Raw genomic sequence first — 14,643 nt, forward strand, 5'->3', positions numbered from 1 at the left:
CGTGTGACGTCAGCACGGGTGCCCCGTTCCGGCGGGTCCAGACCTGGGCGGGCCACCCGTCACCCGGTGGACGGGGATCGCGACGCGGAAGGTCATCCGTACGGCCGCCGGCGGCGGAAGTGGGGGTGCCGGTCCCGCACCCCCGAGGAGTGAGAGCATGTCCGTACGCCCCGGCCGTCCGCCGGAGTCCGTCTGGGACTACCCGCGCCCGCCGCTGCTGCAGCCGGACGACCGGCGGGTCCGCGTCGAGTGCGCGGGCGAGGTCGTGGCCGACACCTCGCGGGCCCTGCGGGTCCTGGAGACCAGCCATCCGCCGGTGTTCTACCTGCCCCCGCAGGACGTGCGCACCGAGCTGCTCCGCCCGGCCGCGGGCCGCCGCTCCTGGTGCGAGTGGAAGGGCGCCGCCGTCTACTGGGACCTCGTCGTCGGGGACGAGGTGCGCCAGCGGGCGGCCTGGAGCTATCCCCGCCCGGAGCCGCGGTACGCGGACCTGGCGGACCATCTGGCCTTCTACGTGGACGCGGTGGACCGCTGCCTGGTCGCCGGGGAGACGGTCACCGCGCAGGAGGGCGACTTCTACGGCGGCTGGATCACCGGCGAGATCCGCGGGCCGTTCAAGGGCGGCCCCGGCACCCGGGGCTGGTGAGCCCCGGCGGCGGAGCACGCGCCACGACCGGTGCAACCATTTGTCCGGTTCGACCGGAACACAGGGCACGGCACACCGGCCCTCGGGCGCCGGTCCCGGGGACGCACGGTCCCCGGCCCTGGAAAGGAACCGCCATGAAGCTGAGTGACGAGCTGCCCGTCGACCACAGGCTCGCGACGGTCTACCGGTACGGCGCCGCCTTCTGCGGCCTGGTGCTGCTGACCTTCGGCTGCCTGGGCTTCGCCGACGAACTCTCGCCCTTCAACACCGACGGCCGGCACATCGCCGGGATGTCGACCAACGGCGTCCTGAGCCTCATCTCCGTCGTCGTCGGACTCGCGCTGGTCGGCGGCGCGATCGTCGGCGGCAACTTCGCCTCGACGCTGAACATGACCGTCGGGGCGCTGTTCCTGCTGAGCGGCTTCGCGCACATCTTCGTCCTCGACCGCCCCGCCAACATCCTCGGCTTCGGCATGACCAACGTCATGTTCAGCTTCGTGATGGGCCTGGTGATCCTCACCTTCGGCATGTACGGGCGAGTGTCGAGCAAGCTGCCGCACGACAACCCCTACTGGCGCCGGCGCCATCCGCGCGAGGCGGCCAAGGAGTCCCTCGCGACCCGCCGCGGGCAGCTCGCCGGCGCGTCCGGACCGCGGGCGGCGCACCCGCTGCCCGGCAGCCCGGTCCCGCCGGCCGTCCGGCCCGGGAAGTAACGGCGACCGGGCGGGAGACGGGCGTGGACGTGCGTGGTGCGCGGATCCTGGTTCCCGGTGCCTCGGGCGCCCTCGGCGGCGCGCTCGTGGGCCTGCTGCACGGCAGGGGCGCCACGGTGGCCGTGGCGGGCCGCGACCGGGCGGCGCTCGACCGGCTGGCCGCGGCACACGGCGGGCTGCCCGCCCGGCAGTTCGACGCCTACGACCTGGACGCGTGCGCGGGCACCGTCCGCTGGGCTGCCGAGCGGCTCGGCGGGCTGGACGCCGTGGTCGTGTGCGTGGGGGTGGCCGCCTTCGGACCGGCGGACGCGGTGGGCGACGCGGTGGCCGAGCACCTGGTCACGGTGAACGCGCTCGCGCCCATCGCGTTTCTGCGCGCGGCGCTTACGGTGGTGCCGCCCGGCGGGGTGCTCGCCGCGGTCACCGGCATGGTGGCCCGGACCCCGGTCGCGGGCATGGCGGACTACTCCGCGGCGAAGGCGGCGCTGTCGGCCTGGCTGTCCGCCGTCCGGCGGGAGCGGCGCCGCAGCGGGGTCGGCGTGCTGGAGATCCGGCTGCCGCACCTGGACACCGGGTTCGCCGGCCGGGCCGTCGCGGGCCGCCCGGGCGCGCTCCCCGACGGGCTCCCGGTGGAGCGGGCGGTGGACGCGATCGTCGGCGCGCTGGAGTCGGGCGGGCGGCTGGTGCGGTCCGGCGACGGCGGAACCCTGGAAACCGTCCCGTAGGGACACCGAGCCGCAGAAGGGAGCGGACACCGTCGTGCAGAACTCCCCCACGCCGCCCGGCCCCGCCCGGTCCTCCGGCCGGGTGGAACCCCTCACGCCGCTCGCGCCCCGGCCGGTGCCGCGCACACTGTTCCGGCAGTCCTGGCGGGAGCTGGTGTTCCTGCACTGGGAGGCCGACCCGTTCGAGGTGGCGCGGCTGCTGCCGGACGGGACCGTCCCGGACCTGTACCACGGGCACGCCTACGTGGGGCTGGTCTTCTTCCGCATGGAACGCCTGGCCGTGGGCCCGGCTCCCGCGCTGCCCCACCTCGGCAGCTTCCGCGAGGTGAACGTCCGCCTGTACAGCCGGGACGTGCTGGGCCGGCGCGGGGTGGTCTTCCGGTCCCTGGACTGCGACCGGCTCCTGCCGGTGCTCGCCGCCGACGCCCTGCTCGGGCTCGCGTACCGCTGGTCGCGGACGCGCAGCCAGTGGTTCGACGGGCGCCTGCTGTACCGCACCCGCCGCCGGCTGCGGCCGGACGCCGCGGCGCGGGTCTGGGTCGACGTCGGCGACGAGCCGGTGACACCGGGTCCGCTGGAGGAGTTCCTGACGTGCCGCTGGGGGCTGCACGGGCGCGCCCGCGGCCGGACGTACCACCTTCCCCTGACGCATCCGATGTGGACGTTCCGCCGCTGCTCCCTGCTGGACTGGGACGACTCGCTGATCGGCGCCGCGGGACTGACCGAGCCGCGCGACGACCCGGTCGGCGTGCTGTACGCACCGGGGCTGCCGGTGCGGTTCGGGCCGCCGCAGGCGCTGCCCGAGCCGCGGCGCGGACGGCGGACGGGCGGCTGAGCGGACTTCCCCGCGGCCGCGGTCCCCCGGGGCGGTCCGCAGCCGGGTCCGCACCCATCCGCGGGACCCGCTGCGACGTATCACCTGTGGAGAGTGGAGAGCGAGGGAGGCGCGCGATGGACAGCGGGCACGGCCGTTCCGGCCGCGCGGCGGCCGGCTGGGTCCCCGTGCTGCGCAGGGCGGTCCGCCGGCAGCTGGACGGGTGGGGGCTGGCGGGTCTGGCCGACGACGCGACGCTCGTGGTGGGCGAACTCGCCACGAACGCGGTCCGCCACGGCGAGCCCCCGGTACGGGTGGCGGTGACGCTGCGCTGCGCGCCGGGCGTGCCCCGCACCGTGCGCATCGAGGTCGCCGACGGCGGCGCCGGAATCGACCTCGACGTCGTCCGGGCGTGGTGGGGACACCCCGCGTTCCCCCTCGGCGAGAGCGGCCGGGGGCTGTACATGGTGGACGCCGTGTCCCGGGAGTGGGGCGACCGGAGCACCTCGGCCGGCCACACGGTGTGGGTCGACCTGGCGCCCACCCCGTGACCGGCCCGTCCGGCCCCCGGGGTGACACGCGCCGGCGTGGACTCGACGTCGTCGCCGCGCACCCGCCCGCCTCCCCGGCACCATCGCCGTCCACCTGCCCCTCGGTCACGGCACCGCGGCCGAACCGCTCGCCGGCTCAGGGGCCGTGCCCCCTATCGCACCCGCACCCGCCGAGTCCGGGCGACCGCGCCGGTGTCGGCGGGTGCTCCCGCGGGGTACCGTACGGCCGCCCGGGCCCGGTGGGCAGCCGTGGCGGGGCGTCGGCCCGACGGGGCCGCGTACGACGACCGGAGGCTCTCCCGGCCACCGGTGAGAGACGGCGCACGGCACCGCCGTGGCGCACGCTGAAAGGACGGACTCCCCCGTGCAGGACCCCCTGAAGAGCGCGGAGACACAGGCACGCCCCGCGGACCGGCCCGCTCCGGCGACCCGGTCGCCCCTCGTCGTCCGACGGCGGCCCGGAACGCCCCGGGCGGCCGTGCTCGTCCTGCACGGCGGGCGGGCGGAGAGCCGGCGGGCGTCGCGGCCCTGGCATCTCGCCGCGCTGCGGATGCGGCCCTTCGTCCGGGACCTCGTGGCGGCCGCCGGGCCGGCGGACGTGCTGGTGGCGCAGGTCCGCTACCGGCACCGCGGCTGGAACGGCGAACCGGGCGACCCGGTGGCCGACGTGCGGCGTGCCCTGGCCGAACTGGAGGCCGTGGCAGGGGGAATCCCCGTGGTGCTGGTGGGGCACTCGATGGGCGGACGCGCCGCTCTGCGCGCCGCGGACGATCCGCGGGTCCGGGCGGTGGTGGCGCTCGCGCCGTGGTGCCCGCCGGGCGAACCGGTGGGCCCGTCGGCCGGGAAGCGTGTCGTCGTCCTGCACGGCAGCCGCGACCGCGTCACCTCGGCCGCCGAATCCGCCGCGTTCGTGCGGCGGGCCCGCGCGGCCGGGGCGCACGCCGCGATGGCGCTGGTCGACGGCGGCGACCACGGGATGCTGCGGCGCCACCGCCACTGGCACCGTGTCACCACGGAGGCCGTCGGGGAGCTGCTGGAGCCGGACGCGCGGCCCTCCGTCCTCCCCGGGGGTGCGTGGACGGCGGCCGAGCCGCCCCGCTTCTGACGACGCGCTGAGCAGCCCGGCCCAGGTCGGGTCGGGCCGGGCCGGTCGGTCGGGGCCTGGTGCTGTGACCGAGAAGACTCACCGGCTCGCGACGCCCGGCACGGCACTAGGCGAGGACCTGGCGCTTCTGCGCCTCGAACTCCTCGTCCGTCAGCACCCCTTGGGCCTTCAGCTCGCCCAGCCGCTTCAGCTGGTCGATCTTGTTGTTCATGTCGTCCTCGGTGGACGGGGGTGGCGCGGGGGCGGCCGGTGCCTGCGGGGCGGGCTGCTGCGCCGCCTGCTCCTCCTGCTGCGCCCAGCGCCCCTGCTGCCGCCGTGACACGCGGTTGGACACGGCGGTGGCGGTACCGGCGACCACGGCGGTGCGCGCGACACCGCGAATCAGTCCGGGCATGATCACTCCTTCGTCGGGCCGCCCGGGACCGCGGGGCCCCGGGCACGTGCCGGCCGGCGCGGACGCGCCGGGTCGCCTCAGGCCGCCGCGGATCCTCCGGGCGGGGTGGTGCCGCCCTCGACCGCGTCCAGGGACGCCAGCAGGGCCTGCACGGGAATGCGGCCGCTCGCGACGAGCTGCGCCCCGCTGCGCCGCAGCGCGCGGGCCAGCGGCGCGGCCCACAGGTTCTCGTACACCACGATGCCCGCCGAGTTGCCCGGCTCGAGCGCGCGGCCGGCCTCGTCGATGTCGCCCTGGTCCAGCAGCCCGCTGGAGACGCCCTCGAACACGGACAGGTCCACCTCGTCGCCGAAGTCCTGGAGCTCCACCGCGGTGACGGACCCGTCCGCGTCCTTGCGGACGAAGACGAGGTCGAGGATCCGGATGACGCCGCGGTCGACGAGGTCGACGAGGAGCGGGAACCCCTCGCCCGTCATGCGGTTGCCGGGGAACTCGACGACCAGGTAGTCGACGGGTCCCATGTCCTCTGCGTCCTTCATGGCCATTCCTTCACGGTCGGCGGCGGACGGCTCTTCCCGCTCATTGGAGCACGCGGCGCAGGGCGGCGCACTCCGGCGGACGCCCGCCTCAGGGGCCTGTGCAGGGCCCTCGCACGGCGCGGCCGCACGCCCTGTCCATCCGGTCTCCAGCGGTCGCATCCGGGGGAACCACAGTGTTAGAAAAGGGAGCATGATCGGACGATTCCGCCGGTCCCGGACGGGAGCGGACCCGCCGCTCGGCGACCGGCGGGCCGATCCGTCCCGGGGCGGCGGCCGTGCGGCGGAGCGGCGGCACCCGGCCCTGAGCGTGCGGACCCTGTCCACGCAGGTGTTCCTGCTCCAGGTGCTCGTGGTCCTCGTCCTCGTCGCGGCGGCCGCCGTCGCCCTCGTGCTCCAGGGCCGCTACGACGCGCTGCAGAACGCACGGTCCCGGTCGCTGACCGCCGCCGAGGCCTTCGCGCACGCGCCCGGCACCCTCGCCGCGCTCCAGTCGCCGGATCCGACGGCGCGGCTCGGGGCGGCGACCGCGGACGCCCAGCACGGTTCCGGTGTCGACTTCCTCTCCGTGCTGGACCGCAACGGGGTGGTGGTCGCCGACGCGGCTCCGGCCCTGGTCGGCACGAAGGTCGCCGGCGTCGGACGGGCCGCGGCGGGCGAGGCGTTCACCGAGACGTTCCACGGCCGGCCGTCCGACGCGGTGCGGTCGGTGGTGCCGGTGCTGGACGGCAGCCGGCGGGTGGCGGGCATGGTCAGCGCCGGCATCCAGGTGGAGACGGTGGGGCACATGCTCGACTGGCAGCTGCCCGTGGTGCTGGGCTCGGCCGCGCTGGCGCTGGCGCTGGGCACCGCGGGCACGGCCCTGGTCACGCGGCGGCTGCGCCGGCAGACCCACGGGCTCGGCCCGGCCGAGATGACCCGGATGTACGAGCACCACGACGCGGTGCTGCACGCGGTCCGGGAGGGCGTCCTCATCGTCGGCGGCGACGGCCGCGTCCTGCTCGCCAACGACGAGGCGCGCCGGCTGCTGGGCCTCCCGCGGGACGCCGACCGGCGGCACGTCGCCCGGCTGGGACTGGGCCCGGACATCACCCGTCTGCTGGAGTCCGACGAGGCCGCGTCCGACGAGGTGGTCCCGGCAGGTGACCGGCTGCTGGCGGTCAGCACCCGGCCCACCGAGCCCTACGGCGGACCGCCGGGGGTGGTCGCCACGTTCCGCGACACCACGGAGCTGCAGGCGCTGTCGGGCCGGGCCGAGGTGGCCCGCAAGCGGCTGACCCTGCTGTACGAGGCGGGTGTCCGGATCGGCACGACGCTCGACGTGCGGCGCACCGCGCAGGAGCTCGCCGACGTGGCGGTGCCCCGGGTCGCCGACTTCGTCACCGTGGAGCTGCTGGAGTCGGTGCTGCGCGGGGAGGAGCCGACGGGGGCCGTGCAGCGGATGCGGCGCACCGCGGTGCGCGGGAGCGGCGAGGGGCACCCGCTGCAGCCGGTGGGCGACGTGATCCGGTTCGTCCTGGCGGACACGCCGACGGCGGCGGCGCTGCGGCGGGGCAAGGCCGTGCTGGTGCCGGACCTGCACGAGGCCGAGGACTGGCGGGCCCAGGACCCGGAGGGTGCGCGGCAGGTGCTGGCGTACGGCATCCACTCGCTGATCACGGTGCCGCTGCAGGCGCGGGGGGTGGTGCTCGGGGTGGGGAACTTCTGGCGCGGGGCCGGTTCGCCGCGTTTCGAGGAGGAGGACGTCGCGGTCGCCGAGGAGTTGGTGGCGCGGGCCGCGGTGGCGATCGACAACGCGCGCCGGTACTCGCGCGAGCACGCGATGGCGGTGACCCTCCAGCGCAGCCTGCTGCCCCGGGACCTGCCCGACCAGGACGCACTGGAGGTGGCGTGGCGGTACCTGCCGGCGCAGTCGGGGGTGGGCGGCGACTGGTTCGACGTCGTCCCGCTGTCCGGCTTCCGGGTGGCCCTGGTGGTCGGGGACGTGGTGGGGCACGGACTGCACGCGGCGGTGACGATGGGCCGGCTGCGGACCGCGGTGCTGAACTTCTCGTCGCTGGACCTCCCGCCGGACGAACTGCTCGGCCACCTCGACGAGATGGTGATGCGGCTGGACACCCAGACGGCGAGCGCGGACGGCGAGCAGTCCCCGGTCACCGGCGCGACCTGCCTGTACGCGATCTACGACCCGGTGGGCGGGCACTGCACCCTGTCGCGGGCCGGGCACGTCGCCCCGGCCGTGGTGGATCCGCAGGGACGGGTGTCGTTCCCGCAGCTGCCGCTGTCGCCGCCGCTGGGGGTGGGCGGGCACCCCTTCGAGACGAGCGAGCTGCATCTGCCGGAGGGCAGCCGGCTGGTGCTGTTCACCGACGGCCTGGTCGAGGACCGCCGGCGGGACATCGACGAGGGGCTGGACCGGCTGCGGACGGCGGTCGCGCTGCGGGACCGGACACCGGAGGAGACCTGCCGGGTGCTGATGGAGCGGATGCTGCCGGAGCATCCGAGCGACGACGTGGCGCTGCTGGTCGCCCGGACGCGGCTGCTGGACCCGTCCCGGGTCGCGGTCTGGGACGTGCCGTCCGACGCGCGGGAGGTGTCGCGGGTGCGCACCGAGGTGAGCCGCCGGCTGGCCGACTGGGGGCTGGAGGCGGAGTCGTTCGCGACCGAGCTGATCCTCAGCGAGCTGCTCACCAACGCGATCCGCTACGGCGCACCGCCGGTCCGGGTACGGATCCTGCTGGGCAGGACCCTGGTGTGCGAGGTGGCGGACGGCAGCAACACCTCGCCCCGGCTGCGCAGGGCGGCGTCCACCGACGAGGGGGGCCGCGGCCTGTTCCTGGTCTCGCAGTTCGCGGACCGCTGGGGCACGCGGTACGAGGCCGACGGGAAGGTCATCTGGGCGGAGCAGACCCGCGGCACGGTACCGGAGCCCGCGGCGGCGGCGCTTCTCGACGCGCCCGCCCTGTGACGGCCGGGCCCGCGGCCCGGCGGCCCGCGGCGGGGCGGGCCGATCCGGGTGCGCGGCCGTCCGGCGGAACGTACGGTGGCGTCCGGGCGCCCGGTCGCGGGCGGGGCCGGGCCCGTGGGTCGTCCAGGAGGGTCGCCGGAGGGAGGCGCGCATGGCCGGCAGCAGCGCCGAGTCATTGCCCCGCAGGACGTACGAGAAGGAACTGCTGCGCCTGCAGACGGAGTTGGTGAAGCTCCAGGAGTGGGTGCGGGTGACGGGCGCGCGGCTGGTCGTGGTCTTCGAGGGGCGGGACGCGGCGGGCAAGGGCGGCACCATCAAGCGGGTGACCGAGCATCTCAACCCGCGGGTGGCGCGGATCGCGGCGCTGCCGAAGCCGACCGAGCGCGAGCGCACGCAGTGGTACTTCCAGCGGTACGTCGAGCAGTTGCCGGCGGGCGGCGAGATCGTGCTGTTCGACCGGTCCTGGTACAACCGGGCCGGTGTCGAGCGCGTGATGGGGTTCTGCACCCCGGAGGAGCACCAGCGGTTTTTGCGCCAGTGCCCGATCTTCGAGCGGATGCTGGTGGAGGACGGGATCCTGCTGCGCAAGTACTGGTTCTCGGTCAGCGACGCCGTGCAGCAGGAGCGCTTCCGGCGCCGGCTGGAGGATCCGGTGCGGCGGTGGAAGCTGTCGCCGATGGACCTGGAGTCCCTCACCCGCTGGGAGGCGTACTCGCGGGCCAAGGACGAGATGCTGGTGCACACCGACGTGTCCGAGGCGCCGTGGTACGTGGTGGAGAGCGACGACAAGCGCCGGGCGCGGCTGAACATGATCGCCCACCTGCTGAGCACCGTGCCCTACCAGGAGGTGGAGCCGCCGGTGCTGGAGCTGCCGCGGCGCCCGCGGTCCACCGGCTACGAGCGTCCGCCGCGCGATCTGCAGACCTACGTGCCCGATCACGCGGCGAGCCTGTGACGGACGATCGCGGGAACCCGCCCGGGACCCGCGGCCGCTCCTCGGCGCCCCGGCCGTCGACGGCGTCCCTCGCCCGGGCACCCGTCCGGCGGCCGGTGCCCGGCCTACGACGGCTCGGGGACCACGGCGACCGGGCAGGCCGCGTGATGCAGCACCGCGTGGGTCACACGGCCGAGCCGGGGGCCGACGTGACCGGTGGGCCGGCGCGCGCCGACGACGAGCAGGTCGGACGTCTCGGCGACGGCGAGCAGCGCCCGGCGCGCCGGCCCCCGCACCGTGCGCGGCTCCGTCTTCACCTCGGGCGGGACGTCCCGCAGGGCGGCCTCCAGGGCCGCGGCGGCCCGCTCCTCGTGCGACCGTTCCGGCTCACCGGTGCCCGGCGGCCGGCCGGGGGTCTCGTGCGGGCCGCCCCGCCAGGCCCGTACGGCCACCAGCGGGACACCGCGCAGCCGTGCCTCCGCGGCGGCGAAGCGCACCGCTGAGCCGGAGGCGTCCGCGACGCCGACGGCGATCCGGGCGTGCGGTGCCGGGGGGAGGCCGCCGCCGTCGTGCGGGCCGGGCAGCACGATCACCGGGCACGGGGCGTGCGCGGCGACGAACAGGGCCACCGAGCCCGGCAGCAGTCCGGTGATCCCGCCGTGCCCGGGGCCGCCGACGACCACCGCGGCGGCGGTGCGGGCCGCCTGCACCAGGAAGTACTCCGGCTCCTCGGCCGGCGCCTCGGCGGTCACGCTCAGCCCGGGCCGGCGGGCGCAGGCCCGCCGGCCGGCGGCGTCGACGAGGCGCTGGGCGCACTCCTGACCGGAGGGGCGGCCGAGGTCGCGGGCGAGGAGGGGGAGGTCGTACGGCTCCCAGAGCGAGGCGTACACGAGCCGGAGCGGGGCGCCGCGCAGCGCGGCCTCGTCGGCCGCCCAGTCGACGGCGCGCAGGCTGGGCACGGAGCCGTCGACGCCCACGACGAGCGGGAGGTCCGTCGTCCTCACCGGCCCGGGTCCCGTGCGGGCGTGCGGTGCACCATGGCTCCTCCTCGGGCGGGTTCGCCGCGGCGCGGTCGCGCGGAGCGCCGCTCCTGCGGCGGGTGGTCCGCTTCGAGCATGGCGCGCGGGGCACGTGCGGGGCAGGGGCCGCTGGTCCCCGGTGCGGGCCGGTCGACCCGGCCGCGGCCGAACGGAGGGCCGTTCGGGGCACGGGGGCGGCCCCCGGGGACCGGTGGTGTCCGCGGCCGGTCGCGGCCGGTGCCATATGCGCCACGCTTCGGCCACCGCTCGGACAGTACGCAACATGCCGGTGCAGAGGACGTCCGGGTGCGCTGAAATGACCGGAATCGTCTCAGGAGGGGGCCAGGAGGGACATGAGTGTATTTGTGGGCGAGCCGACACGGTCGGCGCACATCCCGCCCGCCGAACGGTGCGGCTGCGGCACACGGAGGGGGGACATGGGGCCGCTCGCCGCGGAGGAGAGGTTCCGCGGCCTGCTGGAGGCGGCTCCGGACGCCATGGTCATCGTGGACGACACCGGAACGATCCGGCTGGTGAACGCCCAGACGGAGGCCCTCTTCGGCTACGGCCGCGAGGAACTCCTGGGCCGCCCGGTGGAGTTGCTCGTGCCGAACCGCTTCCGGGCCCAGCACACCCGGCACCGCGGCGGGTACTCGGCCAACGGGCAGGTGCGCCCCATGGGCGCGGGCCTCGAACTGCACGGGCTGCGCAAGAACGGCACGGAGTTCCCCGTCGAGATCAGCCTCAGCCCGCTGGAGACCGCGGACGGGCTGCTCGTGTCCGCCGCCGTGCGGGACGTCAGCGACCGCAAGGCCGCCGAGGCCCGGATCAACGAGCTCGCCGCGCTCGTCGAGTCCTCTCAGGACGCCATCCTCGCCAAGACCCTCGACGGCTACATCACCTACTGGAACGCCGCCGCGGCCCGCCTGTACGGGTACACCGCCGAGGAGGCCATCGGCCGGCACGTGTCCCTGCTCGCCCCCGACGAGCTGCAGGACGAGGTCAGCGGCCTGCTGAAGCGGCTGCGGCACGGCGAGAAGGTCGAGCACTTCGAGACGCTGCGGGTCACGCGGGACGGCTCGCTCCTGGACGTCGACGTGACCCTGTGGCCCACCCGGGACCCCCGGGGCCGGGTCGTCGGCGCGTGCGCCATCGTCCGGGACATCAGCGACCGCAAGCGCGCGGAGGCCGAGCTGACAGCCCTGCTCGAGCAGCAGCGGCACATCGCCCTCACCCTCCAGCGCAGCCTCATGGGGACCCCGCCCGCACTGCCCGGCCTGGCCACCGCGAGCCGCTACCGGCCCGCCACCCAGGGCGCGGGCGTCGGCGGCGACTGGTTCGACCTGATCCCGCTGGGCGCGGGCCGGGTCGGGGTGCTGATCGGCGACGTGATGGGCCGAGGCCTGGAGGCCGCCGCCGTCATGGGCCAGCTGCGCTCGGCCGCGCACGCCCTCGCCAAGACCGGGATGCAGCCGCGCCAGCTGATGCAGGCCCTGGACACCGTGGTCGCCGACCTGGACGTGCCCGACCAGCTCGTCACCTGCTGCTACCTGGTCGTCGCCCCGGACGCGGGCAATGTCACCGTGTGCTCCGCCGGCCATCTGCCGACCCTGGTCGTCGGCCCGCAGCGGGGCGTCACCACCCTGTCCGCCCCGGTCAACGCCCCGCTCGGCGTGGGCAACGTGCTCTACGAGCAGTCCTGTGCGGACATCGCCCCCGGCTCGACGCTCGTCCTGTACACGGACGGGCTGATCGAGACCCCGGGCAGCGACATCGAGGCCCGCCTGCACGAACTCACCGCGGTGCTCGACCGGTTCTTCACCGGGAGCGCCGCGCTCGAGGCGGCCGCCGACCACGTGCTGTGCACGCTGCTGCCCGACAGCGAGAGCCACAACGACGACGTCACCCTGCTGTTCGCCCAGCTCCCGGCAGCCCCTCTGGCCGCCCTCACCACGGAACTCACCGCCGCGCCGGCGTCGGTGCGCGAGGGGCGCGCCTTCATGGACCGGACGCTGGACGCGTGGGAGTGCAGGCGGTCCACGGACGACGCGCTGCTCCTGCTGTCGGAGACGCTCACGAACGCCGTGCAGCACGCGGAGGGCCCGATCGGGCTGCGCCTGTGCCGCACCGCCACGGATCTCACCGTCGAGGTCAGCGACCGCAGCCCGCACCTGCCGCAGCCCCGCCTCGCGGCCGAGGACGAGGAGTCGGGCCGCGGTCTGCTCCTGGTCCGCACCCTCGCCGACAGCTGGGGCGTGCGGCCCACGGACGAGGGCAAGACGACGTGGTTCACGCTCAAAATGTGACGAACACCGCCTGGACCGCCTGGAGGTGACACCTCGTCACCTGCGTTCGCGGGGGGCTGCGCGCCGGCGCTCCGGCGGCGCGGAGGTCCCACGGACGCGGGGGCGGGGCCGGCCGCGGGTCCCGCCCCCTCCCAGGAGCCGCCGTGGCGGCGGGCGCCGGTCCCCACACCGGCGCCGGCCCGTGAGCCGCGTCCCGCTCCGTCCGTCGCGGCCGCGGGGCGACGGCGGGCGGCCCGGTCCGGTCACGGGAGGGCCCGGTCCGCCCGGCGTCTCACGGGCACGGCGTCCATGGTCGGGCCCTCGGCCCGGTCCCGAGGAGGGGCCGAACGGCCCGCGGGCACGGGGCCGACCGTCCCCGCCGCCGTGCCGGAGTGCCCGGTGCGTCCCGACCGGTCGCCGCCCCGCCGCCGTGGGCCGGTCGGCCCTTCCGGCCCGCGCCGGGCCCCGGAAGGCTGGGGTCAGGCCCAGGAACCGGGGACCGTCCCGGCGGGGCCGGGCGGGGTGAGGTGCCATGTCCGACGTGACGACCACGGATCTGTACGAGGTCACCATGGCCCTGTCCTACCTGCGGGAGGGCATGGACCGGCCCGCCACCTTCAGCCTCTTCGTACGGGACCTGCCGGACGAGCGCGGCTTCCTGGTGAGCGCCGGGCTGGAGGCCGCCCTCGACTTCCTGGAGGGCTTCCGCGTCTCCCCGGGCGACGTCCGCGACTTCGCGGCGGCGCTGGGCCGCCCGGCCGCCGACCTCGGCGCGCTGGAAGGGCTGCGGTTCACCGGCGAGGTGCGGGCCGTCCCCGAGGGGCGGGCGGTGTTCGCGGGCGAGCCGCTGCTGGAGGTCACCGCCCCGCTGCCGGAGGCGCAAATGGTGGAGACGTTCCTGCTCAATCAGGTCAGCCACCAGACGGCCGTCGCCGCCAAGGCCGCCCGCTGCGTGCTGGCGTCGCGCGGCCGCCCCGTCGTCGACTTCTCGCTGCGGCGCACGCACGGCCGCGACGCCGGCCTGCAGGCCGCCCGGGTGAGTGCCCTCGCCGGGTTCGCCGGCACCAGCGACGTCGCCGCGGCGGTCCGCTGGGCGCTGCCCGCCTCGGGCACGATGGCGCACTCGTACGTCGAGGCGTTCCCCGACGAGGAGAGCGCCTTCCGGGCCTTCGCCCGCGCCCATCCGGGTCCGGTCACCTTCCTCGTCGACACCTACGACACGCTGCGCGGCACCGCCACGGCGGCCCGGGTGCTGCGGGACCTCGGCCCGCCGGCGGGCTCCGGCGTCCGCCTGGACAGCGGCGATCTCGGCGCGCTGGCGCGCGGGGCCCGTCAGGTGCTGGACGCGCAGGGCCTCACGCAGGTCCGGATCATCGCCAGCGGCGGTCTCGACGAGTACCGCGTGGACGACCTCGTCCGCTCGGGGGCGCCGATCGACGTGTTCGCGGTCGGGACGCGCGTGGGCACCGCGGCGGACGCGCCCTACCTGGACTCGGCCTACAAGCTCGTGGAGTACGACGGGAACCCGGTGATGAAGCTGTCGTCGGCGAAGGCCACGGCGCCCGGACGCAAGCAGGTCCACCGCCGTCCCGGGCAGCCCGACCTGGTCGCGCTCCGGGACGAGCCGGCGCCCCCGGACACGGAGCCGCTGCTGCGGACCGTGATGCGCGCCGGGCGGCGGGTGGGCCCGCCCGACACCCTCGCCGCGGCGCGCGCCCGGCTGCGTGCCGACCTGGGCGCGCTGCCCGGGGCCGCGCTGCGGATCCGCGGGCCGCGGCCGCCGCGGCCCGGCGTGTCGCGCGGGCTGGCCCGCGCCACCGCGGCGCTCGGGGAGCGACTGCGGGCCCGGTACGGGCCTGTCCCGGCAGGTCCGGGCGCGGGGGCGGCGACGGGTTCCCCGGCTGGCACAGTCCCGTCCGGGCGGGCAGCGTGGACGTAGGGACCTCGACGGAT

13 protein-coding genes are annotated in these 14,643 nt (G+C 76.3%); 10 read left to right on the forward strand and 3 right to left on the reverse strand.

Annotated features, from left to right (window positions below; genetic code table 11):
• The first annotated feature begins 157 nt into the window (after positions 1–157).
• The 6 genes from P3H78_RS23230 to P3H78_RS23255 all read left to right on the forward strand — a co-directional run bounded on the left by P3H78_RS23230 (position 158) and on the right by P3H78_RS23255 (position 4,554).
• Positions 158–646 (forward strand): DUF427 domain-containing protein, encoded by a 489-nt coding sequence (locus tag P3H78_RS23230; RefSeq protein ID WP_276111059.1) that lies wholly within the window; start codon positions 158–160, stop codon positions 644–646.
• 134 nt (positions 647–780) lie between these two features.
• Entirely contained in the window at positions 781–1,359 is a 579-nt protein-coding gene (locus P3H78_RS23235) for a DUF4383 domain-containing protein (protein WP_276111060.1), read from the forward strand.
• Positions 1,360–1,382: 23 nt separating this feature from the next.
• On the forward strand, positions 1,383–2,084 hold the full coding sequence (locus P3H78_RS23240) for an SDR family NAD(P)-dependent oxidoreductase (protein ID WP_276111061.1): 702 nt from the start codon (positions 1,383–1,385) through the stop codon (positions 2,082–2,084).
• A 34-nt stretch (positions 2,085–2,118) separates the two neighbouring features.
• Complete coding sequence (locus tag P3H78_RS23245) at positions 2,119–2,919, forward strand: YqjF family protein (RefSeq protein ID WP_276111062.1); 801 nt, start codon at positions 2,119–2,121, stop codon at positions 2,917–2,919.
• 116 nt (positions 2,920–3,035) lie between these two features.
• Positions 3,036–3,449: an ATP-binding protein gene (locus tag P3H78_RS23250; RefSeq protein WP_276111063.1), complete on the forward strand. Its 414-nt coding sequence runs from the start codon at positions 3,036–3,038 to the stop codon at positions 3,447–3,449.
• A gap of 364 nt (positions 3,450–3,813) precedes the next feature.
• Complete coding sequence (locus tag P3H78_RS23255; RefSeq protein WP_438828023.1) at positions 3,814–4,554, forward strand: alpha/beta hydrolase; 741 nt, start codon at positions 3,814–3,816, stop codon at positions 4,552–4,554.
• Between the two features lie 106 nt (positions 4,555–4,660).
• On the opposite strand, the gene P3H78_RS23260 is transcribed toward P3H78_RS23255, so the two are convergent.
• Complete coding sequence (locus tag P3H78_RS23260) at positions 4,661–4,948, reverse strand: SHOCT domain-containing protein (RefSeq protein ID WP_276111064.1); 288 nt, start codon at positions 4,946–4,948, stop codon at positions 4,661–4,663.
• Between the two features lie 77 nt (positions 4,949–5,025).
• Entirely contained in the window at positions 5,026–5,487 is a 462-nt protein-coding gene (locus P3H78_RS23265; protein WP_276111065.1) for a DUF6325 family protein, read from the reverse strand.
• A 190-nt stretch (positions 5,488–5,677) separates the two neighbouring features.
• Here P3H78_RS23265 and P3H78_RS23270 point away from each other — a divergent pair, with 190 nt between their 5' ends.
• On the forward strand, positions 5,678–8,452 hold the full coding sequence (locus tag P3H78_RS23270; RefSeq protein ID WP_276111066.1) for a SpoIIE family protein phosphatase: 2,775 nt from the start codon (positions 5,678–5,680) through the stop codon (positions 8,450–8,452).
• A gap of 151 nt (positions 8,453–8,603) precedes the next feature.
• Positions 8,604–9,407, forward strand: coding sequence for a polyphosphate kinase 2 (gene ppk2, locus P3H78_RS23275; RefSeq protein WP_276111067.1), 804 nt, complete (start codon positions 8,604–8,606; stop codon positions 9,405–9,407).
• Between the two features lie 104 nt (positions 9,408–9,511).
• Here the strand turns inward: ppk2 and P3H78_RS23280 are convergent, their stop codons facing one another.
• Positions 9,512–10,390 (reverse strand): universal stress protein, encoded by an 879-nt coding sequence (locus P3H78_RS23280; RefSeq protein WP_276111068.1) that lies wholly within the window; start codon positions 10,388–10,390, stop codon positions 9,512–9,514.
• A 452-nt stretch (positions 10,391–10,842) separates the two neighbouring features.
• On the opposite strand from P3H78_RS23280, the gene P3H78_RS23285 reads away from it, so the two are divergent.
• Positions 10,843–12,711 (forward strand): PAS domain S-box protein, encoded by a 1,869-nt coding sequence (locus P3H78_RS23285; RefSeq protein WP_276111069.1) that lies wholly within the window; start codon positions 10,843–10,845, stop codon positions 12,709–12,711.
• Between the two features lie 511 nt (positions 12,712–13,222).
• Complete coding sequence (locus tag P3H78_RS23290; RefSeq protein ID WP_276111070.1) at positions 13,223–14,629, forward strand: nicotinate phosphoribosyltransferase; 1,407 nt, start codon at positions 13,223–13,225, stop codon at positions 14,627–14,629.
• Positions 14,630–14,643: the final 14 nt, after the last annotated feature.

The organism is Streptomyces tropicalis, from assembly GCF_029269835.1.
Lineage (GTDB): Bacteria > Actinomycetota > Actinomycetes > Streptomycetales > Streptomycetaceae > Streptomyces > Streptomyces tropicalis.